Source organism: Arthrobacter sp. W4I7, from assembly GCF_030816215.1.
GTDB classification, from domain to species: Bacteria; Actinomycetota; Actinomycetes; order Actinomycetales; family Micrococcaceae; genus Arthrobacter; species Arthrobacter siccitolerans_A.
The window spans coordinates 3,148,582-3,173,266 of the sequence record NZ_JAUSXU010000001.1; the positions used below are offsets into that span (position 1 = coordinate 3,148,582).

Below are 24,685 nucleotides of genomic sequence, written 5' to 3' on the forward strand. Positions count from 1 at the left end.
CGTCAGTAGCTGAGCGTCACCGGTACTGTTTCCTGTCCGGCAGCTGCCGGCAGGAAAGCCAGCGACGAGATGTCGTCCCTGCCGTCCTGCTGCAGCAGCAGGGCACCGTAGGCAGCGTCCCCCGATGCCGAGACCACATAGCCGACGACGTCGGAACCGTCAGCCTTTTCCGGAATCGTGATGGACGCCGTCGTTCCGCCGGCGATGTCCGCCGTGGACGGCGCCTTGACTTTGCCGTCCGCCGTGATGGCTGCATAGGTGATAGTGGCCCGGTTCTCCAAGGCACCAAAAACCAGGGTGCGCTGCCCACCCGGCGGAACCGGGACCACGTGCTGGCTGCCCAGCCTCACCCCGGATGGCGCCCACGCCACATCCACCGCCCTGCTGTCCTGGAGGCCACGGGTCACCCGCGCGGCGGCCACGAACGTGACATCAGATGATGCCGCAACTGTGTAGTGGCCGGCCGGGACACCTGCCAGCGGAATCTCCGTGACCGCCCCCGCTTTTGCGGTGATGACGCCTCCGGAGGGCAGGGCCTTCTGGCCGTCCCGCCCGTAAAGCTTGACCTCCACTACGGCGTCGGAGGGGCCTGGCACGGTGATCTGCAGGGCCGGCCCGGCGTCCTCGTATCCGGACTTTACCGTCAGCGACGCAACCTGGCCGGCGTCCTGGATGTCGACGCCGGTCATCACCTGGCGGACGGCCGGTGCGGCGCCGGGGGCAATGAAGTCAACGCCTCCCGGGGTGAGTCCCCGGAGGACACTTTGCTGGATGACCGCTGCCACGGGGCCACCCGCGCTGCGTACGTGCACACTTAGTTGTGATTCACCCGGGGCGAGGCCGGCCAGTACCACCGGCCGGGAAGTACCGGGGGCAACAAGCAGGCCGCGGCTTCCCGGCGCCTGAATCTGTCCACTGGAGCCGAACAGCTCCAGGCTCACCGTGGCCGGGGTCGTGGAAGCGTTGGCGAGCATCAGCACGGACGTGCGGCCCACGGTGGTACTGGCACCGGCAAGCCATTGGTCGTTGGACGGCTGTTGGCAGCTGGCGGCCGCTGTGCCCTGCAGGTCGCCGTCTGTTGCTGTGAACTTCATGGCTGCCGCAGCGGAGGCCTTCTGGTTGGCTGCGGCATCTGCGCTGAGCACACGCACCTGATTCACCGGCCGGCCCGCCACCACCCCTGCCAGGAGTTCCTGGGGAGCACCGGTGGGTGCAGGCTGGCCGGGCGCTTTGGCGATATCGACGGTAGTCCTGCCGTTGAGTTCCGTGAGGCGGCTTGCCGGCAGGACGCCGCCGGCGCTGAGCACGGCCCCCGTGAGGGAACTGGCGGCCGTCTCTGACTCCGGGCTGAACTGCGGGTCAGTGCCTGCTTCCGTGCCTTCCAGCAGGCGGGCGGGCCCGGGACAGACTCCCACGCTGCTTCCGGCCGGAACCGCGGACACCCCCGCAAGGACGCTGCGGCTGGATTCGGCCTGCGGAAGGAGGGACCCGGCCGCAACCACGGCTCCCGCGCCGGCCATAATGACCGCCGCGGACGCGAGGCCTGCCACGAGGGCTTTCCGGCCGTTCCCAAGGCGCTTTGCCGGGACGGCGCTCTCCTGGGTTTGTTCCCCGCTGGCAGGTACGGCCTGCGGTGCTGGCGGGGAGACAGAGTCGTTATGCATTCTGGTGTTCCTTACGCAGGGAGCCTTCATCCCGTGAAAGGCCGGTTCGCTGGCGCCGGGCCGGCATGGGGACGGCCAGCATCACCGTGAGCCCGATGACAGCGGCCTGGCCGATTCCGGCCCACAGGGCGCCTGGGTTTTCGTACCGCACCGTCAGGTGGCCGGCCGAGGGCGGAAGGGTGAATGCCTGGGACCACCCGGACGTGGTTGCGGTCAGCTTCCGGCCGTCCAGCCACGCGGTCCAGCCGGGGTCCGCCCGTTCCGCGAGCACCACGAGGCGGCCCTCCGGACCCTCGGGAATTGCGGCATCGACGTCGTCGTAGCCCGAAGGTACCAGGCCGATCGCGGCGCCGCTGCCGTCGACGATCCGCACCCGGTGCGTGATGTCTGCCGGCTGCAGTGCCGGCTGGTTCAGCGGGGTGATGCGCCAGAGCCAGCCGACGTCGGTCTGCCCCACAGCAATGAGGCCCGGCACCGCGTCCATCCTGCTTGCGGTCAGCTGCGCCGCGGTATCGGCCGCCCGCAGCACCACAAAGCCGGCGCCCAGCTGCTCCAGGTCGGTCCGGGGGTCCACGCCCTGGCCTGCAACGAGGGTGGCGACTACCCGGCGGACCGCGGCGGTGACCGCGTCGTCGTCGCGGACTGTTTCGGAGCCCGGGGTGCCCAGGATGTTTCGCGCCGAGGCGATGGCCGAGAGGCTGTCGAGTGTGGTGCCCGCACCACGCATCAACGAGGCGTCATAGGTGCCGTCATCGCGGGTGCTGATCAACAGCGTGCGCGTCTGTTCAGGCCCGGTCCCCCGGTCGATGGCCGTGGCCGGCAGGATGCGCTGGCCGGCGGCTTCCACCAGGCGGGGTGTGCCCAACGGCAGGCCAGGGTCGGCAGGCACCTGCGCTGTTGCGGGGGTGGTACGAAGGAGGTTTTGCGCCGACCAGGCCGCCATGCCGGCCAAGGGCCCAACGACGAGGAGCGCCATGCCCAATGCTGCGGCGGACCGCAGTGCGAGCTTGTGCTTCGCGCCTCCTGCTGCCGCCCGGTCCGCACGATGGAGGAGCTGCTCCGCCCCCAGCAGGCCGGCGCCAAGAAGGGCAAAGGCTGCTGCAGAAACAGCCGGCCCGGGGAAGGGAGTGACCATGATGTTGGCGTTGATGCCGGCGGCGACCTGCCCGGCAGTCCAGCCTCCGGCCAGAGCAATGGTGGCAACAATCCACAGGCCCCTGGCAATTCCGGTCCGCTGGCCTGGCAGCCAGATGCCAGCGACGGCCAGGAGCAGGACCGGGCCGGCTACCAGGAAAGCAAGCACCACTGCCCAGGGCAGGGTGCCGCCGGCGAAATAGGGAAGCCCGGAAAGGCCGCTTCCCTGGCCGAACTCAAGCGGCTGGCCGAGGAGCTGCTGCCACAACGGAGCTGCGTCGAAGGCCAGCGGCACGCCGGGATCGGCCAGCACGGCCCGGGGCCTGTCGAGGGTGGACAGGCCGAAGGGGATGAACAGGGCGGCGGTGGGCAGCAGCGCCCACCACACAGTGCGCCCGCGGCGCCGCAGGAGGAGCCCGCACAGAAATATCACCACGGTGGCCGGAATCAGCAGGGAGGGCGCCGAAGCTGTCACTACCGCCATGGCCAGGCCTGCCGCCGCGGCCGCTGTCCAGGACGGCATCCCGTTGATCCCGGGCTTGACCGGCGGCTTGTCGGTGAAGCGGCGGTCGCCCTGCGCCGGCGCCTCGAAGCGGCCCTGGCCCACCGCCGAGCCGGTAGCCCGCAGCAGGGCAAGGGCCAGCAGGGGAATCATGATGTGGGCGATGAGGGCCCCGGGCCGGCCCTGGTTCAGGGCCACCTGCAGGGCCGGGGCAGCGGCCCAGAAGAGCGCTGCCGCCAGGCGGAGCCGACGGCGGACAGTCAGTCCGCCGGAAGCAAACCAGGCTGTCAGGCCGGACAGCGGCGTGCTGAGCAGGAGCAGCCAGGCCATGGCCGCATTGGCGTCGCCGCCGCCCAGCACCCCCAGGATCCAGAGGACGTAGCCGAAGGGGTCCCCGCGGCCCGGGAGTCCGGCGCCCAACGAGATCCACCAGCTGGACGCGTGGTGCCAGATGTCACCCAGCTCCGCGGCCACCGGAATCAGTGCGCCGCCGGATACTGCTGGGGCTCCGAAGATTCCGGTCAGTCCCAGCAGCGACGTGACGGAGGAGATGATGACGGCGGCCAGCGCCCCGTTACCTATCCAGCCGCGTTTACTGGTGGCCAGCGCGGCAAAGTCGTCAGAAGCGTCACCGCTGGGCTGATGCGCCAGGGGGTCGTGTTCGAGGTCGTCAACCGAGTTGGTATCCGAGCCCAGGGCTTCCATCAGCGAACGCCGGTGGCTCCAGACCTCCCGCCGCGGTGTCTGCAGCTTGCGGATGACGGAACGCCTGATCCTGCGCGTCTTCCGGGCGGTCCGCCTGGCCTTGATAACCGAGCGGGGCCTGCCCAGCGCAGAAAACGTCGAAACGAGTTGAGTAATGCCGTGCCCGGGATCCTTGACGGCAATACTCAGCACGAACTTGAAGATGCTTCCCAGCAGGGCGGCCGCCGCGTGGACCGGCACCATCCACAGCGGTGCATGCTTCAGGCGCAGATGGACCTGCGCCTTTCGCGCTGCAGCCGCATTCCCCAGCGCATGGGGCCGGTGGGCCACGTGGAACATCCTGGCCGCGGGGACAACCACCACGCGGTGTCCCGCGAGCCGGTTGCGCCAGCAGAAGTCAACGTCGTCGCCGCTGCCCGGCAACGCCGGGTCAAAGCCGCCCAGCTGCTCCCAGATGTCCCGGCGGACCAGCATGCCTGCCGAATTCACGGCAAAGGTATCGGTGCGGCCGTCGTATTGCCCCTGGTCCAGTTCATCGGCATCGATCAGGGTCAGCCGTTCGGCCCAACGGCTCGTTGAAAGACCGACGTCGATCAACTGGCGTTCGGCGTGCCAGTCCAGCTGCTTGCAGCCTGCCACGGTGACAGACGGCGCGCGTTCAACGGCGGTGAGAAGTTCAGCCAAGGCTTCGGGGGCGGGCGCTGCATCGTCGTGGAGCAGCCAGATCCACTCCGAGCCGCCAGAGGCGGCGTCGCCCCGCAAGGGTGCGAGCTGGGCAAGGCCGGCGTTTACCGCCGCGCCCATGCCGCTCTTCCCGCGGTGGCTTACAACGTGCGCCACACCCAAGGCCCGCTGCAGGAGGACCTCCGAATCGTCGCGGGAACCGGCGTCGACCCCGATGACGTAGTCTGCCGGCCGGGTCTGATCCGCCAGTGCGGCCAGGGTTCTGGGGAGATAGGCACTGCCGTTGTGGGCAACCACAACGGCAGTGACATGGACTTCCTGATGAATTAGATTGCTCGCTTCCTTAGCCGCCGGCGCTCACGCTCGGACAGGCCTCCCCAGATGCCGAACCGTTCGTCGTTCGCCAGGGCGTACTCCAGGCATTGTGACCGGACGTTGCAGGCACCGCACACTTTTTTTGCATCGCGGGTGGATCCGCCCTTCTCAGGGAAGAATGCCTCGGGGTCCGTTTGGGCGCACAAGGCGTCCGTCTGCCAGCCAAGCTCGCCTTCGTCGCCAAAGTCCGGCTGGAAGGGCAGGCCGATCCAGACCGGCTGGGATGTTCCGGGAGCCGCCAGTTCCATTGGCGGGTCAAGCTCGTCCTCCCGGTCCTCGCCGCCGTCCAGGAGGGCTTCGTGGGGCGGCGAGGAATGCCGTTGCCTGGTCCTGGAGAAAGTCTTTGTTGTTGCTGTTGTACCGTTCTGCCGCATCAGGATCGGCCGGGTCAACATACCAATCGCTCGGCACCCCCCGTGCACGGTATCTCACCGACGCCTGACCGGCCACGACGGCATCTTCCTGGATACGCTCTGCTTGCCCCATGGCGACCCTCCTGATGTTGCAGCTACTGCCTGGATACGTCGGCACTCGGTTGTGTGCCGGTATTTACGCAGTTGCCTTTAGTTATCTAATTACACGCGTGTAACTAGGGTGAGTCAAGCCGCTGCCCGGATAATAATCAGTAAAGCCTCCGAAGTTTCGCACGCCACGCCCGCGTTTCTCACCGGCTCCGGCGCGGCGTCGCCCCGTCAGAAGCGAAATCCGGCGGCAGGAACGCCAAAAGGCGCGTGCCGGCGCGGAAAATAGCCGCTCCGCCCTTAAATAGCAAGCACGCTTAGTACCGGAAGTGATAAGTATCACATCCGGCCGCGGGCCGGGGAGCCGCTGGGAAGCAACGGATGACCGGCGGATCAGCGGATGGCAGGATTGAGCCATGACAATCCCCGCAATCCACCTGATGACCAGCCTTCGTTCCGGCAACTCCACTGCCCCGCGGCTCACCTGGTACGGCCTTGACGCGGAGAGGGTGGAATTGTCCGGAAAGGTGCTGGACAACTGGGTGGCCAAAACCAGCAACCTCCTCCAGGACGAACTGGACGCCGGGCCCGGCATGCAGCTGGCGCTGGACCTTCCTCCGCATTGGAAGTCGCTGGTCTGGGCGCTGGCCGCCTGGCAACTCGGCCTTGAGACTGTCCTGAACGGGGAGGGCGCCGATTACCTGGTCACCGCCGCACCGGATGCTGTGGCAGGAAAGTACGACGCCGTGGTGGCAGTTGCGCTGCCGGCCCTCGCGATGCGATGGGACGGGGTACTTCCGGCCGGCTGTCTCGATTACTCTGCGGAAGTGCGCTCCCACGGGGACGTTTTTATGCAGCACGCCGACCCCGATCCTTCGGCCTGCGCCATCGTCGCATCCGACGGGCGCCGGCACCTCCACGGGGATCTTTTGGACAGTTTCGCAGTGCCCCATGAAGAGGGCGTCCGGCTGCACGTCCCGGGCAGCGCCGGGCTTGAGGCGGCCCTGGCCGATGCACTGGGCGCCTGGCGCGGCGGCGGTTCAGTGGTGATCACGCACCCGGATGTGGCGGACGCCGGGAAGCTGCTCGCCGCAGAACGCATCCATGGGAGCTGAAAAAGGCTTCCCATGCGGCGGCCCTGCTGCTTAAGCTGCCGCCCCTGTCCGGGACTACCGCTCTTGCTCGGGCGGCCGCCCCCTATTTTTTCGGCTGCGCCGTGTCCCCGGCAAATGGTTCCGTCTCCGGCTCTGTCACAGCGGTGGCCGTACCGGAATCCTTGGCATGGTGGAGTTCGATGAGCTCGTGGTCATGCGAGAATGCGGGCTCCTGGTCCAGTTCCTGGTTGAACACGAGGAACCGGTAGGCGAAGAACCGGACCACTGTGGCTACCAGGATGCCCACAACTCCGGCGGAGAACAGCAGGTTCTTGTCCGTCACGCCGAGCCCGTACTTGGCAAGGGCGGTGAACCCGGTGGAGATGCCGATGCCGATGCCGTTAATGAGGATGAACATCAGGAACTCGCGCAGCACGTTGGCCTGCCGGCGGTGCCGGAAGGTCCAGAGCCGGTTCGCAATCCAGGAAAAGATGGTTGCTACCGAGGCACCCACAAAGCGCGCTTTGGCCTCACTGTCCGTCATCGGCCCGTGCATGAGGTAATAGGTGAGGCCGTTATCGATGACGAATGCCACACCGCCCACGGCACCAAACTTGGCCACCTCGCGCCAGAAAAGCGAGGCGAGCCCCCGGATGCGATCTGCAAGTGCGCTAAACATGACCCTCCATGGCCGTTGAAACAATGGGCCACACGGCCAAAGGCTCATTTTAGCCCCCGAAGCTGGGTGGCAGCCCCCTGACTTGCTTCACCTGACGCCCCGCCCACCAAAAAACTAAGCCGCCGCCGTGGCCCGAAGGCGGGATACGGGGCGGTTTTCGGTAGGCTGGCACATGTGACTTTTCCAGTAATAGGTGTGGTTGGCGGCGGCCAGCTTGCGCGAATGATGGCCCCGGCCGCAACAGCACTCGGCTTCGAACTCCGCGTCCTTGCCGAAAGTGACGACGTTTCGGCCGTCACGGCAGTGCCCTCCTCGCCCGTGGGCGACTACAAGGACTTCCAGACCCTGCTGGAATTCTCCAAGGGCCTGGACGTGATGACGTTCGACCACGAGCACGTTCCCACTGCCCACCTCCGGGCGCTGCAGGAAGCCGGGGTCAACGTCCAGCCCGGGCCGGACGCCCTCGTCCATGCCCAGGACAAACTCGTGATGCGCGCTGCTATCGACCGCCTGGAACTGCCGAATCCCGCCTGGGCCTCCGTTTCCGATGCCGCTGCACTCGTCAGCTTCGGTGAGAAGACCGGCTGGCCCGTGGTGCTGAAGACGCCGCGCGGCGGCTACGACGGCAAGGGTGTACGGATCATCTCCTCCCCGGAAGAAGCCGCCGGCACCGGCGACTGGTTCGAGGCCATGAGCCCCCTCCTCGCTGAAGCCAAAGTGGAATTCACCCGTGAACTGTCCGCGCTGGTCGCACGGACACCCGACGGCGAAGCCCGGGCCTGGCCGGTAGTGCACACTGTCCAGGTTGACGGCGTCTGCGACGAAGTCATCGCCCCCGCCCTCGATATCCCGGTGGAGGTTGCTGCGGCCGCAGAGGACGCGGCCCTGCGGATCGCCAATGAACTTGGAGTCACCGGCGTCCTGGCCGTGGAACTCTTCGAGACGCCGGGTACAGGGGCCGGCTTTATGATCAACGAACTCGCGATGCGGCCGCACAACACCGGACACTGGACGCAGGATGGCTCGGTGACGAGCCAGTTTGAACAGCATCTTCGGGCCGTACTGAATCTGCCCCTGGGCGCCACGGATGCCCTGGCGCCGGTTGTGGTGATGAAGAACTTCCTGGGCGGCGACAACCAGGACCTGTTTTCCGCTTTCCCGCTGGCTCTTGCCAGCGAACCGGCCGCCAAGGTGCACTGCTATGGCAAGTCCGTGCGCCCCGGCCGCAAGATCGGCCACGTGAACCTGGCGGGGACGTCGACGGCGGATGTTGAGTCCGTTCGACGCCGTGCCGCAGTGGTGGCGGGCATCATCCGCGACGGGCGGGTGCCGGCCGAAGAACCGCCAGCAATTTTCGAGGAGAACGCATGAGCGCAGCAGCCACCCCGTCCAAGAGTTCCGCAGCAAGCCCCCTGGTGGGCCTGGTGATGGGATCCGACTCCGACTGGCCCGTGATGGAAGCAGCCGCGGACGCCCTGGCAGAGTTCGGCATCCCGTTCGAAGCCGATGTTGTGTCTGCCCACCGTATGCCCACGGAGATGATCCGCTACGGACAGACGGCGCACGAGCGCGGGCTGAGGGTCATCATCGCAGGTGCCGGTGGCGCCGCCCACCTGCCGGGAATGCTGGCCAGCGTCACGCCCCTTCCCGTGATCGGGGTACCCGTACCGCTGAAGACCCTCGACGGGATGGACTCCCTGCTTTCCATCGTGCAGATGCCCGCGGGCGTTCCCGTGGCCACGGTTTCCATCGCGGGAGCCCGCAACGCCGGACTCCTCGCGGTCAGGATGCTGGCAGCAGGCACTGATGAGCTTGCTGCCTCGCTCCGGGCGGACCTTATCGAGTTCGCCGCAGACCTCAATGCCGTGGCCGCCCGCAAGGGGGCAAACCTCCGGCAGAAGGTCAGCGAGGTCTTCGCCGAAGGCAACGGCACGCTCCGGGGCAGCCGTTAGGAAGGCGGCCATGTCCAGCAGCAACATCCAGCAGTCGGCTTCGGACACTGCGCTGACCGACCCCGTGCGCTACCCGGTCAGCGCCTCTCCCCAGGTCCGGACCAAGCGCGGCTTTGTGCTTGTACTCATGACGCTTCTGGTTCCCGGCAGCGCCCAGCTCGTGGCGGGCGACCGCAAACTCGGCCGCGCCGCGCTGCGGGTGACGCTTTGCGTCTGGGCAGCACTGGTGCTGGCAGTCATCCTGCTGCTGGCCAACCGGCCCCTGCTCATCAACCTCATCACCAATCCCTTCGCCTCGCTCGCCATCATCATCGTGATGGTGGCACTGGCGGCCGGCTGGGCAATCCTGTTCATCAACACCCTGAGGCTCATCCGCCCGGTGCTGCTGGCGCCGCCGGCCCGGCCCGCCGTCGTGATTTCCCTCGTGCTGGCAATGGTCCTGGGCAGCGGCTCACTCGGCTATGCTGCCTACCTGCTCAACGTGGGACGGAATGCCATCGGCAGCATCTTTTCCGCCGGCCCCGCCATGGAACCGGTGGAAGGCCGCTACAACTTCCTGATGATGGGCGGAGACGCCGGAGATGACCGCACCGGACGGCGCCCCGACAGTCTTTCCGTTTTGAGCGTGGACGCCAAGACCGGCCAGACAGCCATCATCTCCATCCCACGGAACTTCCAGAACGCCCAGTTCAGTGCGGACTCCCCCATGCGGGCCATCTACCCTGACGGCTACAACTGCGGCGACGAGTGCCTGATCAACGCCATCAACACCGAAGTGACCAACGAGCACGCGGACCTCTATCCGGGCGTGGCGGATCCCGGCGCCCAGGCCACGCTTGAGGCCGTCTCCGGAACGCTGGGCCTTACCGTCCAGGCCTACGTCCTGGTGGACATGGAGGGCTTTTCCAAGCTCATCGACGCCATGGGCGGAATCAAAATCAAAGCCGGCGGCTGGGTGCCCATGAGCGGCTATTTCGATGAGGCCACCAAGACCCACGGCATGCCTATCGGTTGGATCCCGGCCGGAGACCAGACCCTCGACGGCGACCATGCGCTCTGGTACGGCCGGTCCCGCGAGTACGTGGATGACTACTCCCGCATCCAGCGCCAGCAGTGCGTGCAGCAGGCAATGCTGAAACAGCTGGATCCCGCCACCCTGCTGTCCAAATTCGAGGACATCGCGAACGCCGGAACCAAGGTCGTGGATTCCAACATCTCCTCGGCCCAGCTGGGCAGCTTCCTGGACCTCGCCATCAAGGCGCGCGGCCAGGACGTCAAGCGGCTCACCATCGGGCCGCCGGACTTTGATGCTTCCTTCTCCACTGTTCCTGACTTCGACCTTATCCATGAGCGGGTGGACCAGCTCCTGGCCTCTGCGTCCGGCGCACAGTCCGCAGGGCTCCCGGATGACGCCTTGGTGGCGGCTCCGACCGGCGGCGGACACCTGCAGGCTGCCGCGCTCCGCTCCCCCGCAGCGTTGACGCCCGCCGGCGGGACCCCGGCGCAACAGTCTCCCGCGCCGTCGGACTTCACTCCTGTGACCACCACCCCGGACGGTGAGCCCATCACTGAAGAGATGCTGACCCAGCTCAAGCTCGAGGGCGATGAAGAGGCCATCCGCCAGCTCGTCGCCACTAACGGCCAGTGCGCCCCTTTGTAGGCACACCCTCCAGACCTAGGAAACGGACACCGACTTGTACGAGATTGAGAACGTCCTTCGGGACTATGCCTGGGGATCGACGACGGCGATCGCCGCCCTGCTGGGACGCACCGAGTCCGGCCGGCCCGAAGCGGAGCTGTGGATCGGCGCGCACCCAGACTCCCCCTCGGTGGCCCGCGTTCCGGAGGACGGCTCGGCCACTGCCCTGGACGCTCTGATCTCGCGTGATCCCGAGCATTTCCTTGGGGCGGAGTCGGTAGCGCGTTTTGGCCCGCGGCTGCCCTTCCTGGCCAAGATCCTGGCTGCCGCCCAGCCGCTGTCCCTGCAGGTCCATCCGAGCCTTGAGCAGGCCAGGGCCGGCTTTGCCCGGGAGAACGCCGAGGGCCTCGCCGCACACGCCCCCAACCGGAATTACCGGGATGACAACCACAAACCCGAGATGATTTTCGCCCTGACGCCGTTTGAGGCGCTGTGCGGTTTCCGCCCGGCAGCGCAAACCCGGGAAATCCTGCAGCATGTTGCGGCCGCTTTTGATGCGGTGGAAGGTGGGGCGCCCGCGCTGATCGGTGCCCTGGTTGAGGATCTCGGGGCGGCCGATGAAAGCGCTGGCCTCCGGGCGGCCTTCGAGCGGCTGATCACGGGCGGCCAGTCAGTGGCCGGCGACACTGCCCTGGTGGTTGCCGCGCTGCTGTCCGGAGCCCCGCTGGCACCGTACGAAACTGAGCTGGCCACGGTGATCAGCCTCAACGAGAAATACCCGGGTGACCCCGGAGTGCTGATCTCACTGCTGCTCAACCGCATCTCGCTGGAGCCGGGTGAGTCGGTCTACCTGCCGGCGGGGAACGTTCATGCCTACCTTCACGGGCTCGGCGTAGAGGTCATGGCGTCCTCTGACAACGTGCTGCGCGGCGGGCTTACGCCGAAATTCGTGGACGTCCCGGAACTGCTGCGGACCATCGACTTCCAGCCTGTCGCCGTGCCGATGCTTCCGGCCGAGCGGACCGTGATGGACCAGGAGCTGTTCCGGCCGCCCTTCGAGGAATTCCAGCTCCAGCGGATCGAGCTCGCCCCGGACGCCGGCCCCGTTCCGCTGGCACAGTCCGGCGCCGCAGTGGTGATTGTGGTGGCCGGGGACATCTACCTGGATTCCCCTAAGGGAGACCTGCAACTCTCACGCGGCGGCAGCGCCTTCCTGGCGGCGGCCGAGGCGCCCGTCAACGTTCATCCCGTGGCGGGCAGCACCGAACCGGCGCTGGCGTTCGCAGTGACTACCGGCTTGCCGCAGGCTGCAACCCGCGGTCGGTAACAGCAAAAGGGCGACGGCGGCACCCAAGCGGGTGCCGCCGTCGCCCTTTGACCTGGCTTACCTGGTCAGTTGCCCGGGCGGAGCTTCCGGATCAGTGGCCGAAGGCGGCCGGCGGCGGTCTTCAGGAGCCGCCGCCCCTGCTGGAGTCCGCGGCGGGCCAGGGGCATGGCCTGGGCGTACGCGGGGTAGAACGGCGAGAGCGGTTTTTCCCAAGTTCCAAGGAGCATGTTTTCGTGCTTGGCGAACTGCTTCTTGAAGTCGGAGATGCCGTCGTTGAGGAGGCCGTTGAAGTCGTAGCGGGAGCATCCGTCTTCGCGCATGGCCTGCAGGGCGGCCCATTTCACGCCGTAGTTCACCCGCTGCTTCTGTCCAACAGCCGAGACGCCTCCATAGAGTTCGAAGGCGGTGGCCCCGCTCCTGGCCAGCCAGACGAAGGCCAGCATCTGTTCGCCGTCGAACGCGGCGATGATCGGTGACCCGTCCCCCATGTTCTTGAAGATGTCGCGGTAGTACTGGTCTTCATGGATGCCGAAGCCGGCACGCTCAGCGGTCTCGTGATAGATCGCAAGCACTTGGTCGAGCTCGGCGTCATTCTTGACCTTGCGGAACTCGACGTCGCTGCGCATGGCCTTGCGGATGTTCGCCCGGGTGGACTTGGACATTTCCGCCATCAGTTCATCGTCCGTCCTGGTTAGGTCCAGGATCAGCGTCCGCGGAATCAGCACGGTATTGGTGGTGGCCCGGAAACCGGCGGCGGCCACGGCACCGGCGAAGGCGGAGTCCGCGTCCCAATCCGGTTCGATGCTCAGCGCCACTCCGCGGTGGCGGACGGCCGCATGGTCCGCCAGGCCGGCCAGGACGGCCGCGGCGTCTTCCACTGAACACATCGGGCCGCGGGGAATGTAGACCAGGGCGCGGAAGGGGAACGGGAGCCGGCGGACCAGCAACTGGGCACAACCGACGGTCTTGCCGGCGTCGTTGACCAGCACCCGTTCCACGGACCAGCCGTGCATCGCTTTGGTCTCGCCCCAGCCCCACAGCTGCTGCGGATGTCCCTGAAACCGGTCAACGTATTCGTCCCAGAGGGCGCGGTCAGTACAGGGCACAACAGCAGGAATCATGGCTTCAACCCTATACCAAGGCCTGAAACGCCAAATCCCCGGAGCACGCTGGCGCCCCGGGGATCGGTGTCAGGCAGGCAGGGGATCAGCTCTTGCGGGCGTACCCTTCCCACTTGCTGGCCTGGTGCTCGCCGTCCACAAAACGGATGGTGCCGGACTTGGAACGCATCACGATGGACTGGGTGAGGACCTTGTCCTTGGAGTACCGGACGCCCTTGAGTAGGTCGCCGTCGGTGATGCCGGTAGCAGCAAAGTAGCAGTTGTCGCTGGAGACGAGGTCGTTCGTGGAGAGGACCCGCTCGAGGTCGTGGCCGGCGTCGATCGCCTTCTGCTTTTCCTCGTCGCTGGTGGGCCAGAGGCGGCCCTGGATCACGCCGCCCAGGGACTTGATGGCGCAGGCCGCGACGATGCCTTCGGGCGTGCCGCCGATACCCATCAGCGCGTCAACGCCGGTGCCGGAACGTGCTGCGGCGATGGCCCCGGCAACGTCCCCGTCCATAATGAACTTGGTGCGGGCGCCGGCTTCACGGATTTCCTCCACGAGCGGACGGTGCCGGTCGCGGTCAAGGATCATCACGTTGAGCTGGTTGACCTTCACGCCCTTGGCCTTGGCGATCAGGTGCAGGTTCTGCTTCACGGGCAGGCGGAGGTCCACCATGTCCGCAGCTTCCGGGCCGGTGACGAGTTTCTCCATGTAGAACACCGCTGAGGGGTCGAACATGGAGCCGCGTTCGGCCACTGCCAGCACGGCAAGGGCGTTGTTGATGCCGAGGGCGGTCAGCCTGGTTCCGTCGATGGGGTCGACGGCGACGTCGCACTCGGGTCCGGTGCCGTCACCCACCCGCTCGCCGTTGAAGAGCATCGGGGCTTCGTCTTTTTCGCCTTCGCCGATGACCACTACGCCGTTGAAGTGGACGGTCTGGAGGAACGAGCGCATGGCGTCGACGGCGGCGCCGTCGGCCGTGTTCTTGTCGCCGAAGCCAACCCAGTGTCCTCCGGCGATGGCTGCTGCCTCGGTGACGCGGACGAGCTCGAGGGCAAGGTTGCGGTCCGGCTCGTCATGTCCCACTGCCAGGGACGGGGAGATCGTGGAGTATTTCTGGGTCATGGACGCTGGTGACACGTGAACCTCTTCTTCGAGTGGCGATCATTGAACCCGCTCCGCCGGAACAGCTGAGCGGTGATTCCTCTGATATCGATCATAGTCGCGGCGCCGCCTTCGGGCTGCGGCATGACGCGGCGCCGCAATGTGCCCGTTCGTCCTGCCGGAAGCGGCGGTCCGCCGCCGCATGGGCGAGTGTGAGTTGTGTACCGGGATGGGGGACTATGGAGGGGTGAGCGAAATGCAGGAAAAGACCAGCCCCACCCCCGAACCAGCCGGATCCGGAAGCAACAGCGGAACCGCCGCAGCCGGCGGGCCGGCCCCGGTTAAGCCTGTAATTCCGGCTGCTGCGGCCAAGCGGGCCAACGCCTCGGTGATCGGCATGATCATTGCACTTGCGGTCAGCATCGCGGCGTTCCTGCCCATTGTCCTGATGAACCCGTCCCCCAACAGCGACGGCTACCGGCCTGATATCGACGTCAGCGCCGCAGCCCGGAACGCAACAGATGTGGCCGGATTCACACCGGTGGCGCCGGATACCGGCAACGCCTTCCGGCCGAACTACGCCAGGTGGGAAGCCGGCACGGCAAGCGGAGTGCCTGCCGGCACGGCAAGCGGAGTGCCTGCCTGGGAGGTCGGCTACATCACGCCCAAGGAGTCCTTCATTGGACTCGTCCAGACCCGCAACGCAAACCCCACCTGGCTCCTCCAGCAGACCCGGAACGCACCCGTCACCGGAACCCGCAACGCCGGCGGCCGGGAATGGGAACTCCGCGACACGGGCAAGGGCGAAAAATCAATGGTGCTGGAGTACCGCGGAACCACTGTCATCCTCTCCGGAGCCGCCTCACTGGACGAATTCGCCACCCTGGCAGACGCCGTCGTGAAGTCCCTGGACAGCAATCCCGCCGTCACAGTTTCACCCTCGCCCACTCCTGCCCCATAAAGTAAGGAGGGTGACTACCTACCTGACTCCTGCCCTTGCCTGGCGCCGGATGCGTGAAGGAAACGAACGCTTCGTCGCCGGTGAATCCTCCCACCCGAACCAGGACTCCTCACGCAGGTCCTCGCTTGTGGAGAACCAGCACCCCTTCGCCGTGATTTTCGGCTGCTCGGACTCACGGCTCGCCGCGGAAATCATTTTCGACGTCGGCCTCGGTGACGTCTTTGTGGTGCGCACGGCAGGACAGGTCATTGACGACGCCGTCCTCGGCTCGCTGGAGTACAGCGTGGGCGTGCTCGGGGTGCCGCTGATCGCCATCCTGGGCCATGACAGCTGCGGGGCCGTCAGCGCCACCAAGGACGCGGTTGACACCGGCGAGATGCCGCCGGGCTTCATCCGTGACCTGGTGGAGCGCATCACGCCGTCGGTCCTCACCTCCATGCGCCAGGAAAAGCATGAGGTCAATGACATGGTGGTGGAGCACGTCAAGCAGACGTCCCAGCGGCTGGTGGACAGCTCCCGTGTGATTTCGGACGCAATTGAAAGCGGACGCACCGCCGTTATAGGCCTCTCGTACAGCCTCGCGGAGGGCCGCGCCAACGTGGTTTCCGGGATCGGCGAGCTCTAGGGCACGGGCAAAAACCCGCCCGTAGCATGCTCTTCACGGTTTTCGATGGGATGCCGGATCGCCCTAAGCTAGCCCCATGACTTCCACTGAAGAGTTCCGCATTGAACATGACACGATGGGCGAAGTCCGCGTCCCCGTGAACGCACTGTACCGCGCGCAGACGCAGCGGGCAGTGGAGAACTTCCCCATCTCCGGCAAGACCCTGGAACGTGCGCATATTGAAGCACTGGCCCGGGTCAAGAAAGCTGCCGCCCAGGCCAACGCTGAACTGGGTGTGCTCGATGGCGAGCTTGCCAAGGCCATCGCAGACGCAGCGGATGAGGTGGCTGCCGGAAAGTACGACGGCGACTTCCCCATCGACGTCTTCCAGACGGGCTCCGGCACGTCCTCGAACATGAACACGAACGAGGTCATCGCCGAGCTCGCCTCGCGTGCCCTGAAGGCTGCGGGCAGCGACAAGGTTGTCCACCCGAACGACCATGTGAACGCCTCGCAGTCCTCCAACGACGTCTTCCCCACGTCGGTGCACGTCGCTGCCACGTCGGCCCTGATCAACGACCTCATCCCGGCCCTCGGCTACCTGGCCGAGTCGCTGGAGCGCAAGGCCGTGGAGTTCAAGGACGTCGTGAAGTCCGGCCGCACCCACCTCATGGATGCCACGCCGGTAATGCTCGGCCAGGAGTTCGGCGGCTACGCCGCGCAGGTCCGCTACGGCATCGAGCGCATCAACGCCTCACTCCCCCGGGTTGCCGAAGTTCCGCTCGGCGGCACGGCCGTGGGCACCGGCATCAACACTCCGGCCGGCTTCCCGGAGCGCGTGATCGAACTGCTCGCCACCGACACCGGCCTCCCGCTGACCGAGGCGCGCGACCACTTCGAGGCCCAGGCCAACCGCGACGGCCTCATTGAAGCCTCCAGCCAGCTGCGCAACATTGCCATCTCGTTCATGAAGATCAACAACGATCTCCGCTGGATGGGTTCGGGCCCCAACACGGGACTGGGCGAGATCGCCATCCCGGACCTGCAGCCCGGCTCCTCGATCATGCCCGGCAAGGTCAACCCGGTCATCTGCGAGGCGTCCATCATGGTGGCCGCCCAGGTCATCGGCAACGACACCGCCATCGCGTGGTCCGGCACCAACGGCGCCTTCGAACTGAACGTTGGCATCCCCGTCATGGCCTCCAACCTGCTCGAGTCCATCCGCCTGCTGGCCAACACCAGCCGCGTCATGGCGGACAAGATGATCGACGGCATCACGGCAAACGTGGAGCGGGCCCGCTTCCTGGCCGAGGCATCACCGTCCATCGTCACCCCGCTGAACAAGTACATCGGGTACGAGAACGCGGCCAAGATCGCCAAGACCGCTGTGGCTGAGGGCCTCACCGTCCGCCAGGCCACGGAGAAGCTGGGCTTCGTCGGTGAAGGCGAAGGCAAGGTCTCCGAGGCCGACCTCGACAAGGCCCTTGATGTCACCACGATGACGGCCCCGGCCCACAAGGCCTAGCCCCGGCACTAACCGCCCAAGTTCGACGACGGCCGGTACCTTTCACACGAAAGGTGCCGGCCGTCGTCGTGCTGCTGCCTGCCCTCACCTCCTCCCCGCAAGTTCGGGGACCGAAGGAAACTTGCACTGAGCGAGAAATAGTGCAAAACTTTACTTTGTGAATGATAGTGCAGTAATCGAAGGCGGGCTCCGTGAACGGAAACGCGCCGCAACCCGGGCGGCCATTACTGCTGCCGCCCGCGCCCTGACTGCTGAGCGCGGCCTGAACGGCTACACCGTCGAGGAAGTCTGCGAGCGCGCCGACATCTCCCGCCGCACGTTCTTCAACTACTTTCCGGCCAAGGAAGACGCCGTGATCGGACACGCGGACGACGACATGCCCGCTGACATCCTCCAGGAGTTCATCAACGGCGGCGCCTCCTCACCGCCGGGAGAAATGTCCTCCACTCTCTTCCGGGACCTCGTCCGGCTTTCATTGCGGCTGTCCGAGGATATGGAGGCCTCGGAGGAGGAAACCCGCCAGCTGATCGCTGTGGTCAAAAAGGAGCCGCAGCTGATCCTCCGCCTTATTGGAGTCACTGAGCGGCGGGAAGCGCAGTTTGCCCGTGACGTGGCCCAGCGGGAAGGCGTCGCCACTGACCACCCTGTGGTCCAGATGGCCGTCGCGCTGCTCAGCACCATCGCCCGGAAAAGCAGCATGGCCTACTTCGCCGACGGCAACACCCGCCCCTACAAAGAGCTGCTGATGGAGAACATTTCTGCAGCCAGCCTCCTCTTCTCCCAGCCATTCGAACAGCCGGAAACCACCGCCGCAGAAGGACAACCATGAGTATCGCCACCAAGCCACCAGCGGGTCCCCTGCTGCTGACCCAGAAACGCATCTGGATCATCTTCTCCGCGCTGATCGCCGGAATGCTGCTGTCCAGCCTGGACCAGACCATCGTCTCGACGGCCATGCCCACAATCGTGGGCAAGCTGGGCGGGGTGGAGCACCAGGCCTGGATCACCACCGCGTACCTGCTGGCCACTACCATCGTGATGCCCATCTACGGCAAATTCGGTGACGTCCTCGGCAGGCGCAACCTGTTCCTGATAGCCATCGCCCTCTTCACGCTCGCATCCGTGGGTTGCGCCCTTGCCACCGATTTCTGGGGCTTCGTGGTCTTCCGCGCCATCCAGGGCCTGGGCGGCGGCGGACTCATGATCCTCTCGCAGGCCATCATCGCCGACATCGTGCCCGCCAAGGACCGCGGCAAATACATGGGCCCGCTGGGCGCGATCTTCGGCCTTTCCGCGGTGGCCGGTCCCCTGCTGGGTGGCTTCTTTGTTGACCACCTGACCTGGGAATGGGCCTTCTACATCAACATCCCCATCGGCATCGCCGCGTTTGCCATTGCCTGGTTCACGCTGACGCTGCCCAACAAGAAGGCCGAAAAGCGGATCGACATCCTGGGCGTTGTGCTGCTCTCTGCTGCCACTACCTGCCTGATCTTCTTCACCGACTTCGGCGGCAAGAAGGACGAAGGCTGGGATTCGCCACTCACCTGGGCCTTCGGGGCCGGCTTGGTCCTGTCCGCCGCTGCCTTCGTGATGGTGGAGCGGCGCGCCGAGGACCCCATCATCCCCCTCAGCCTGTTCCGCAACCGGATCTTCGTCAACGCCACGGCCATCGGCTTAACGCTCGGCCTGGGCATGTTCTCCGCGATCGCCTTCGTCCCCACGTTCCTGCAGATGTCCTCGGGCACCTCCGCGGCCGAGTCCGGCCTGCTGATGCTGCCCATGATGGCGGGCCTGATGGGAACCTCCATCTATTCGGGCATCCGGATCTCCAAAACCGGCAAGTACAAGATGTACCCCATCCTGGGCGCCGCCTTCACGATGGTTGCCATGCTCTGGATGACCACCCTCGCCGCCAGTACCCCCATCTGGGTCATCTGTGTCCAGCTGTTCCTCTTCGGCGCCGGCCTGGGCCTGATCATGCAGGTGGTGGTCCTGGTGGTGCAGAACTCCGTCCCGGCCGACCAGATCGGCACCGCCACCAGCACCAACAACTACTTCCGTGAGGTCGGCGCGGCCATGGGCGTGGCCATCTTCGGCTCGATCTTCACCAACCGGCTCTCCGAGTCCCTGACCCGCGCCTTTACCGGCGCCGGCGCGTCCGCCGAGCAGGCATCGCAGTCCACCAGCACCCTGGATCCGCAGGCGCTGAACCAGCTTCCGGAGCAGCTGCGCGATGCTATCGTCAACGCCTATGCCGGGTCGCTCGCCCCGGTGTTCTGGTACCTCATCCCGTTCATCGCCGTGGCGCTGCTCCTGGCGCTGACGCTGAAGCAGATCCCGCTCTCGGACACCGCCGGTATGGTGGCCCGCGGCGAAGCCGTCGGTGGTGAGGAGGCTGAGCGCCTCGCCGCCGGGCTGGCTGCCGCTGCTGCGGTCACGACGGAAGCCGCCGGGGTTCAGGACAGCGTCAAGGACGACGACGGCGAGCTGGTCTCCCAGCGCAACTGACCGCCGTCGTCGTCCGGACCGCCGCGAGGGTCGCCGCAATCCTGGGGGTTGCGGCGGCCCTGTTCTCCGCCCGGACCCTAGGCCGGGGGGTGTGCGGTCACGGTTCGAAATGGGCAGCTTCGGCCGGGGCGAGGGCACGATGGATGCTGGTGAGGTGCCCGGCCATGAGGTCGGGGAGTTCATCCAGGCCGAACCAGCCGACGGCGATCGATTCGTCATCATTCACCCGGGCCGTTCCCGAGACGTAGCGGCACAGGAACACCACATCCAGGAACTCGCAGACGTCGCCGTTTGGATAGGTGATGGGACCCACCGCGCCGACGGAGACAACGCGCTCCGGTTCGGCCACCACCGCCGTCTCCTCGAAAATCTCCCGCACCAGGCCGCTCGCCGGCTGCTCCCCCGGATCGAGCATTCCGCTGATCAGGGCCCACTGCCTGTTGTCCGCCCGCCGGGCCAGCAGGACGCGGCCGGCGTCATCAACCACCACGCCCCGGACGCCGGGGACCCAGAGGGGATCGTTGCCGATTTTCTTGCGGAGTTTCAGGACGTAGTCAGGCGCAGGCATTAAGCCAGCCTACCGAACTGCCTGCGCCCCAGGCTGGTCCGGCCTTTCAGGCGGGCAGCAGCATCGCCGCCGCGGCGCCGGCGAGCATAAATGGCCCGAACGGAATGGACGATTTCAGGGTCCCCCTGCGCGCGGCGAGCAAGGCAAGGGACCACAGGCCGCCCAGCAGGAACGCCAGGAAGGTACCGGCAAACAGGTGGCCCCAGCCAAGATAGCCAAGATACATGCCCAGGACTCCGGCCAGTTTCACGTCGCCGAATCCCATCCCCGGCGGGTACACAAACCGGAGCAGGAAGTAGAAAAGCCACAGGATGGCCCCACCGGCCAGGATCCGGAGGGCCGGCACCGCCATCAGGCCGGCCAGCGAACCACCAGTACTTTGGACCGCGCCGATTCCCGCCCCGGCAAAAACTGCCGCCGCGAGCAGGAGTGCACCGGCCACGGCGTAAGACGGGAAGACGATACGGTTGGGCAGGAGGTGATGCCGGACGTCGATAACGGTGAGCCTGACAGCCATCACCACGAAGTAGGCACAAGCAGCAAGCACCAGCCAAAAGGCCGGCGGAGTGTGCTGCCATAGTTCGCCCAGTCGTTGGATCACCCTCGGATGCTACTGGATTTCCGCTGGCCCCTGCAGCGCCCGCGCGTAAACTGTGGATATGGCGACCTGGGACTCCCGTCACCGGACGACTCCGGACAGCAGTTCAGCCGCCGCGGATCCGGCCATGTTCCGAAATCTTTGCAGGTCCTCCCCCTGGAAGTGGCAGTCCCTGCGCTTTGAATACTGGGATGAGCCCTTCGCCGAGGCACCCAGCCCGGCAGCACCCCTGGTGCGGGCATGGCTGCGCCGCCCGGGCGCACTCCGGCTCGAAACCGAGGACGGACTTGTCCTGCACAGCACCACCGGAATCAACGATTCCAAGGACGGCTTGTACGTCAGTGCCACCCGGAAGTCCTGGCTCCTCCCGCCGCATCTGGTCACGCCCGTCTACGACGGCCAGGGCCTCGTGCGCCGCCGGCCGGAAGCAGCCTACGGCGAGCCGGGATTCGGAAACGGACGGTTTTCCGCGGCCCTGGACCCGGTGGAACTGGCCGGCAACGCCCCGGTGCCCATCGAATTCCCCGGCAGCAATACCGTGGAAGTGCACGGGGTCAGCCAGCGGGAGCATGAGGGCCGTCCGGTCCTGGAAGCAGTGGTGGCCCCCACCCCCACTTACCATCCCGCGCATCCCGCGGCGCCGTTGTGCCTGCCGGGAAAGTCACGGATCCGGGTGGACCTGGGCACGGGTGTGTGCGTGGCAAGCCAATCGCTGGAACCCGGGGCGGAAGAACACGGGCATTGGCTGCGCATCATCGCCGTCGACGAGTACATGCTCGACGATCTCTTCCTGGCCCAGTCCATGAACCTCACCGATGTCCGGCGGCATATCAGTTGGGACATCCCGGCCTGAGCGTGACAGATCCGTCGTCGCCGATCCGCTAGGCTTCGCGGATGACTACCCCAAGCTCCATCTGGCCGCTGTTCGAGCTAAAGCTGACCACGCCGCGGCTGGAGCTGCGCCCCATCCTGGATGAGGACATCGCGCCGGCAGTGGAAGCCGCCCACAGCGGGATCCACGACGCAGGCAGGAACCCGTTCAGCACCCCCTGGACAGAGTTGCCGGAGGAGGAGTTGGGCCCCAAGATGGCCCGCTGGTACTGGCGGTGCCGCGCCGAATGCACCCCGGAATCGTGGACACTGCTCCTCGGCATCTGGCACGAAGGCCGATTCATCGGCTGCCAGGACGTCGGGGCCAAGGACTTCGCCGCCCTCAGGACAGTCAGCACCGGATCGTGGCTGAAGCAGTCCGTACAGGGCCGCGGCTTCGGCAAGGAGATGCGCAGCGCCGTCGCACTCTGGGCCTTTGACTGGCTGGGCGCCGAAGTCGCAGAATCCGAGGCCGCCGCCTGGAACGAAGCCTCCCTCGGCGTCTCCCGCTCCCTCGGCTACGAACTCAACGGCACCACCCGGAAAGCCTGGGGCACCAAGGCAGAAACAGTCCAGCACGTCCGCCTCACCCCGCAGACATTCAAACGCCCCGACTGGACCCTGGAGGTTCAGGGCCACGAAGCCGCGGCGGCGTTCCTGAAGATCACCTGAGTGCCTCACTGTTGCCGGGTTCGTCCGCCCCCAGCACTTCGCCGTCGCTGGGGTGTGCGTCCGTGGCTAGGTTCGTCGGGCCACGGTCCTTCTCCGTCGCTTAGACACGACGCATAGGGCCGCCTTCGGTCGCTGAGCGACCTCCAGCGGCCGATGCTTCGCGATGCGCTCCTACGAGAAGGCCCGTAACCCGCCTTGTGCCTGTTGGCGCCCAAGGCGCGCCTAGGCACGCGGCCGGTCCGAGTGCTTCGTGTAGGAGCGCATCGCCGACCATAGCGGCGTGCAGGTCGCCCAGCGACCGTAGCGGCGCGCCGGGAGGTGTCTAAGCGACGGCGAAGGACTCGGACCGGACGAAGCCAAACACGGACACGCTCTAAGGCCGTGGCCCGGCTAAGGACCTCGCCCGCAGAACCTGGCATGGGCACGCACAAGGGCCGTGGCCCGGCGAACCTGGCCACGGCCCCTTGCCCAGGTGACTTAGCCTTCGAGGAGTTCTGTTACCAGGGCTGCGATGGGTGAGCGCTCTGAGCGGGTCAGGGTGATGTGGCCGAAGAGCGGGTGTCCTTTCAGGGTTTCGACGACGGCGGCGATTCCGTCGTGGCGTCCGACGCGGAGGTTGTCGCGCTGGGCGACGTCGTGGGTGAGGACGATCTTCGAGTTCTGGCCGATGCGGCTCATGACCGTGAGCAGGACATTCTTTTCAAGCGACTGGGCCTCGTCCACGATCACAAAAGCATCGTGGAGCGAGCGGCCGCGGATGTGGGTGAGGGGCATGACCTCAAGCATGCCGCGGTCCATGACCTCCTCCACCACCTCCTGGCTCACCAGTGCGCCGAGGGTGTCAAAAACAGCCTGCGCCCAAGGGTTCATTTTTTCGGACTCGGAACCGGGGAGGTAGCCGAGCTCCTGTCCGCCCACCGCGTAGAGCGGCCGGAACACGATCACCTTGCGGTGCTCGCGGCGCTCCAGCACCGCCTCCAGGCCGGCGCACAGGGCAAGCGCCGACTTGCCGGTTCCGGCCCGGCCGCCGATGGACACGATCCCGACGGCGGGATCCATCAGCATGTCGATGGCCAGCCGCTGTTCCGCGGACCGTCCGTGCAGGCCGAAAACGTCGCGGTCACCTTTCACCAGGCGGACCTGCTTGTCGGGGCCGACACGGCCGAGGGCCGAGCCCCGGTTGGACAGGAGGACCAGTCCGGTGTTGACCGGCAGCTCAGCGGCCGCCGGGATAAAGACGGGCTCGTGCCCGTAGAGCGTGTTGATTTCCTGTTCGCCGGCTTCCACCTCGGCCACCCCGGTCCAGCCTGAGTCCTTTACCAGCTCGTTGCGGTACTCGTCGGCGGTGAGCCCCATCGCCGAGGCTTTGACGCGCATCGGCAGGTCCTTGGACACAACGGTGACGTTCCGGCCTTCATTCGCTAGATTCTTCGCGACGGCGAGGATGCGGCTGTCGTTGTCTCCGCTGCGGAAACCCAGCGGAAGCACCTCTGAGGAAATGTGGTTCAGTTCCACCTCGAGGGTGCCGCCGTCGTCACCGATGGGAATGGGCCGGTTCAGGCCGCCGTGTTTGATCCGCAGGTCGTCGAGGAGCCGCAGTGCCTTCCGGGCGAAGTAGCCCAGTTCGGGATCGTGCCGCTTGGCCTCAAGCTCGGTGATGACCACAACCGGCACGATGACCTCATGTTCGGCAAAGCGGAGCAACGCACGGGGGTCGGAGAGCAGGACGGAGGTGTCGATCACAAAGGTGTGGATGGTGGCTTCCCTTCCAGAAACAGCAAAACCGGCCGCAGCGTCTTCCGCTGCACCGGTTTCCAAGGTGGCTCGCATGGCGCGAGAGGTAGCTTTCTCTCCCTGGTCTGAAAGGACCGCGGGCAGTTGTTCAGAAGTAGCCACATCGACTCCAGCCCCGGGCGCAAGCCCGGATGTGTTAGTGGTGAGCCGGCTCGGCCATG

20 protein-coding genes and 1 pseudogene are annotated in these 24,685 nt (G+C 66.3%); 12 read left to right on the forward strand and 9 right to left on the reverse strand.

What is annotated here, in order from left to right:
- Positions 1 to 2 precede the first annotated feature (2 nt).
- The 3 genes and pseudogenes from QF047_RS14270 to QF047_RS14280 all read right to left on the reverse strand — a co-directional run bounded on the left by QF047_RS14270 (position 3) and on the right by QF047_RS14280 (position 5,550).
- The gene (locus tag QF047_RS14270; RefSeq protein ID WP_307278233.1) at positions 3 to 1,664 is read right to left on the reverse strand and encodes a DUF5719 family protein; all 1,662 of its coding nucleotides are present in this window, start codon (positions 1,662 to 1,664) and stop codon (positions 3 to 5) included.
- On the reverse strand, positions 1,657 to 4,986 hold the full coding sequence (locus QF047_RS14275) for a glycosyltransferase family 2 protein (RefSeq protein ID WP_373427769.1): 3,330 nt from the start codon (positions 4,984 to 4,986) through the stop codon (positions 1,657 to 1,659). Before QF047_RS14275 ends, QF047_RS14270 begins: the two co-directional genes overlap by 8 nt.
- A 29-nt stretch (positions 4,987 to 5,015) precedes the next feature.
- Positions 5,016 to 5,550, reverse strand: a pseudogene (locus QF047_RS14280) (WhiB family transcriptional regulator).
- A gap of 391 nt (positions 5,551 to 5,941) precedes the next feature.
- On the opposite strand from QF047_RS14280, the gene QF047_RS14285 reads away from it, so the two are divergent.
- Positions 5,942 to 6,640 (forward strand): TIGR03089 family protein, encoded by a 699-nt coding sequence (locus tag QF047_RS14285; protein ID WP_307278236.1) that lies wholly within the window; start codon positions 5,942 to 5,944, stop codon positions 6,638 to 6,640.
- 82 nt (positions 6,641 to 6,722) lie between these two features.
- Here the strand turns inward: QF047_RS14285 and QF047_RS14290 are convergent, their stop codons facing one another.
- Positions 6,723 to 7,298 carry a GtrA family protein gene (locus QF047_RS14290; RefSeq protein WP_306638698.1) on the reverse strand — a complete coding sequence of 192 codons (576 nt, stop codon included), beginning with the start codon at positions 7,296 to 7,298 and terminating at the stop codon, positions 6,723 to 6,725.
- 222 nt (positions 7,299 to 7,520) lie between these two features.
- Between QF047_RS14290 and QF047_RS14295 the strand changes: the two genes are divergently transcribed.
- Genes QF047_RS14295 through manA form a run of 4 tightly spaced genes read left to right on the forward strand, consistent with a single transcriptional unit; the run spans position 7,521 to position 12,216 of the window.
- The gene (locus QF047_RS14295; RefSeq protein WP_306639285.1) at positions 7,521 to 8,669 is read left to right on the forward strand and encodes a 5-(carboxyamino)imidazole ribonucleotide synthase; all 1,149 of its coding nucleotides are present in this window, start codon (positions 7,521 to 7,523) and stop codon (positions 8,667 to 8,669) included.
- Positions 8,666 to 9,250 (forward strand): 5-(carboxyamino)imidazole ribonucleotide mutase, encoded by a 585-nt coding sequence (gene purE / locus QF047_RS14300; protein ID WP_306638697.1) that lies wholly within the window; start codon positions 8,666 to 8,668, stop codon positions 9,248 to 9,250. The genes QF047_RS14295 and purE overlap by 4 nt, the downstream gene beginning before the upstream one ends.
- 10 nt (positions 9,251 to 9,260) lie before the next feature.
- The gene (locus QF047_RS14305; protein ID WP_307278241.1) at positions 9,261 to 10,910 is read left to right on the forward strand and encodes an LCP family protein; all 1,650 of its coding nucleotides are present in this window, start codon (positions 9,261 to 9,263) and stop codon (positions 10,908 to 10,910) included.
- Between the two features lie 34 nt (positions 10,911 to 10,944).
- Positions 10,945 to 12,216: a mannose-6-phosphate isomerase, class I gene (gene manA, locus QF047_RS14310; protein WP_307278244.1), complete on the forward strand. Its 1,272-nt coding sequence runs from the start codon at positions 10,945 to 10,947 to the stop codon at positions 12,214 to 12,216.
- A gap of 65 nt (positions 12,217 to 12,281) precedes the next feature.
- On the opposite strand, the gene QF047_RS14315 is transcribed toward manA, so the two are convergent.
- Together QF047_RS14315 and glpX are read right to left on the reverse strand one after the other, a co-directional pair.
- Positions 12,282 to 13,337, reverse strand: coding sequence for a peptidoglycan bridge formation glycyltransferase FemA/FemB family protein (locus QF047_RS14315; protein WP_307278246.1), 1,056 nt, complete (start codon positions 13,335 to 13,337; stop codon positions 12,282 to 12,284).
- A gap of 85 nt (positions 13,338 to 13,422) precedes the next feature.
- A complete protein-coding gene (gene glpX, locus QF047_RS14320) occupies positions 13,423 to 14,445 on the reverse strand; it encodes a class II fructose-bisphosphatase (protein ID WP_200833416.1) in 1,023 nt (340 codons plus the stop codon).
- Between the two features lie 235 nt (positions 14,446 to 14,680).
- On the opposite strand from glpX, the gene QF047_RS14325 reads away from it, so the two are divergent.
- From QF047_RS14325 to QF047_RS14345, 5 genes are all read left to right on the forward strand, one after another.
- Entirely contained in the window at positions 14,681 to 15,385 is a 705-nt protein-coding gene (locus tag QF047_RS14325) for a DUF4245 domain-containing protein (protein WP_307281959.1), read from the forward strand.
- Positions 15,386 to 15,395: 10 nt separating this feature from the next.
- Complete coding sequence (locus QF047_RS14330) at positions 15,396 to 16,010, forward strand: carbonic anhydrase (protein ID WP_306638691.1); 615 nt, start codon at positions 15,396 to 15,398, stop codon at positions 16,008 to 16,010.
- Between the two features lie 76 nt (positions 16,011 to 16,086).
- Positions 16,087 to 17,514: a class II fumarate hydratase gene (locus QF047_RS14335; protein ID WP_307278253.1), complete on the forward strand. Its 1,428-nt coding sequence runs from the start codon at positions 16,087 to 16,089 to the stop codon at positions 17,512 to 17,514.
- A gap of 157 nt (positions 17,515 to 17,671) precedes the next feature.
- Positions 17,672 to 18,343 carry a TetR/AcrR family transcriptional regulator gene (locus QF047_RS14340; protein WP_306638689.1) on the forward strand — a complete coding sequence of 224 codons (672 nt, stop codon included), beginning with the start codon at positions 17,672 to 17,674 and terminating at the stop codon, positions 18,341 to 18,343.
- Positions 18,340 to 20,022 (forward strand): MDR family MFS transporter, encoded by a 1,683-nt coding sequence (locus tag QF047_RS14345; protein ID WP_307278256.1) that lies wholly within the window; start codon positions 18,340 to 18,342, stop codon positions 20,020 to 20,022. The genes QF047_RS14340 and QF047_RS14345 overlap by 4 nt, the downstream gene beginning before the upstream one ends.
- Positions 20,023 to 20,119: 97 nt before the next feature.
- Here QF047_RS14345 and QF047_RS14350 read toward each other — a convergent pair whose 3' ends face one another.
- Complete coding sequence (locus QF047_RS14350; protein ID WP_307278259.1) at positions 20,120 to 20,590, reverse strand: NUDIX domain-containing protein; 471 nt, start codon at positions 20,588 to 20,590, stop codon at positions 20,120 to 20,122.
- A 46-nt stretch (positions 20,591 to 20,636) separates the two neighbouring features.
- Positions 20,637 to 21,191 (reverse strand): A24 family peptidase, encoded by a 555-nt coding sequence (locus QF047_RS14355; protein WP_307278262.1) that lies wholly within the window; start codon positions 21,189 to 21,191, stop codon positions 20,637 to 20,639.
- A gap of 58 nt (positions 21,192 to 21,249) precedes the next feature.
- On the opposite strand from QF047_RS14355, the gene QF047_RS14360 reads away from it, so the two are divergent.
- Positions 21,250 to 22,041 carry a hypothetical protein gene (locus tag QF047_RS14360; protein ID WP_307278264.1) on the forward strand — a complete coding sequence of 264 codons (792 nt, stop codon included), beginning with the start codon at positions 21,250 to 21,252 and terminating at the stop codon, positions 22,039 to 22,041.
- 41 nt (positions 22,042 to 22,082) lie between these two features.
- Positions 22,083 to 22,730: a GNAT family N-acetyltransferase gene (locus QF047_RS14365; RefSeq protein ID WP_307278266.1), complete on the forward strand. Its 648-nt coding sequence runs from the start codon at positions 22,083 to 22,085 to the stop codon at positions 22,728 to 22,730.
- A 477-nt stretch (positions 22,731 to 23,207) separates the two neighbouring features.
- Here the strand turns inward: QF047_RS14365 and QF047_RS14370 are convergent, their stop codons facing one another.
- Positions 23,208 to 24,626 (reverse strand): PhoH family protein, encoded by a 1,419-nt coding sequence (locus QF047_RS14370; protein WP_306638683.1) that lies wholly within the window; start codon positions 24,624 to 24,626, stop codon positions 23,208 to 23,210.
- Positions 24,627 to 24,685 lie beyond the last annotated feature (59 nt).

Excerpts from the sequence above, each read along its gene's own strand:
- QF047_RS14360 (WP_307278264.1), top strand. The coding sequence starts at position 21,250 with ATGGCGACCTGGGACTCCCGTCACCGGACGACTCCGGACAGCAGTTCA.
- QF047_RS14365 (WP_307278266.1), top strand. The coding sequence starts at position 22,083 with ATGACTACCCCAAGCTCCATCTGGCCGCTGTTCGAGCTAAAGCTGACC.
- QF047_RS14270 (WP_307278233.1), bottom strand. The coding sequence starts at position 1,664 with ATGCATAACGACTCTGTCTCCCCGCCAGCACCGCAGGCCGTACCTGCC.
- glpX (WP_200833416.1), bottom strand. The coding sequence starts at position 14,445 with ATGACCCAGAAATACTCCACGATCTCCCCGTCCCTGGCAGTGGGACAT.
- QF047_RS14295 (WP_306639285.1), top strand. The coding sequence starts at position 7,521 with ATGATGGCCCCGGCCGCAACAGCACTCGGCTTCGAACTCCGCGTCCTT.
- QF047_RS14325 (WP_307281959.1), top strand. The coding sequence starts at position 14,681 with ATGCAGGAAAAGACCAGCCCCACCCCCGAACCAGCCGGATCCGGAAGC.
- QF047_RS14285 (WP_307278236.1), top strand. The coding sequence starts at position 5,942 with ATGACAATCCCCGCAATCCACCTGATGACCAGCCTTCGTTCCGGCAAC.
- QF047_RS14315 (WP_307278246.1), bottom strand. The coding sequence starts at position 13,337 with ATGATTCCTGCTGTTGTGCCCTGTACTGACCGCGCCCTCTGGGACGAA.
- QF047_RS14335 (WP_307278253.1), top strand. The coding sequence starts at position 16,087 with ATGACTTCCACTGAAGAGTTCCGCATTGAACATGACACGATGGGCGAA.
- QF047_RS14345 (WP_307278256.1), top strand. The coding sequence starts at position 18,340 with ATGAGTATCGCCACCAAGCCACCAGCGGGTCCCCTGCTGCTGACCCAG.
- QF047_RS14350 (WP_307278259.1), bottom strand. The coding sequence starts at position 20,590 with ATGCCTGCGCCTGACTACGTCCTGAAACTCCGCAAGAAAATCGGCAAC.
- QF047_RS14290 (WP_306638698.1), bottom strand. The coding sequence starts at position 7,298 with ATGTTTAGCGCACTTGCAGATCGCATCCGGGGGCTCGCCTCGCTTTTC.
- QF047_RS14305 (WP_307278241.1), top strand. The coding sequence starts at position 9,261 with ATGTCCAGCAGCAACATCCAGCAGTCGGCTTCGGACACTGCGCTGACC.
- purE (WP_306638697.1), top strand. The coding sequence starts at position 8,666 with ATGAGCGCAGCAGCCACCCCGTCCAAGAGTTCCGCAGCAAGCCCCCTG.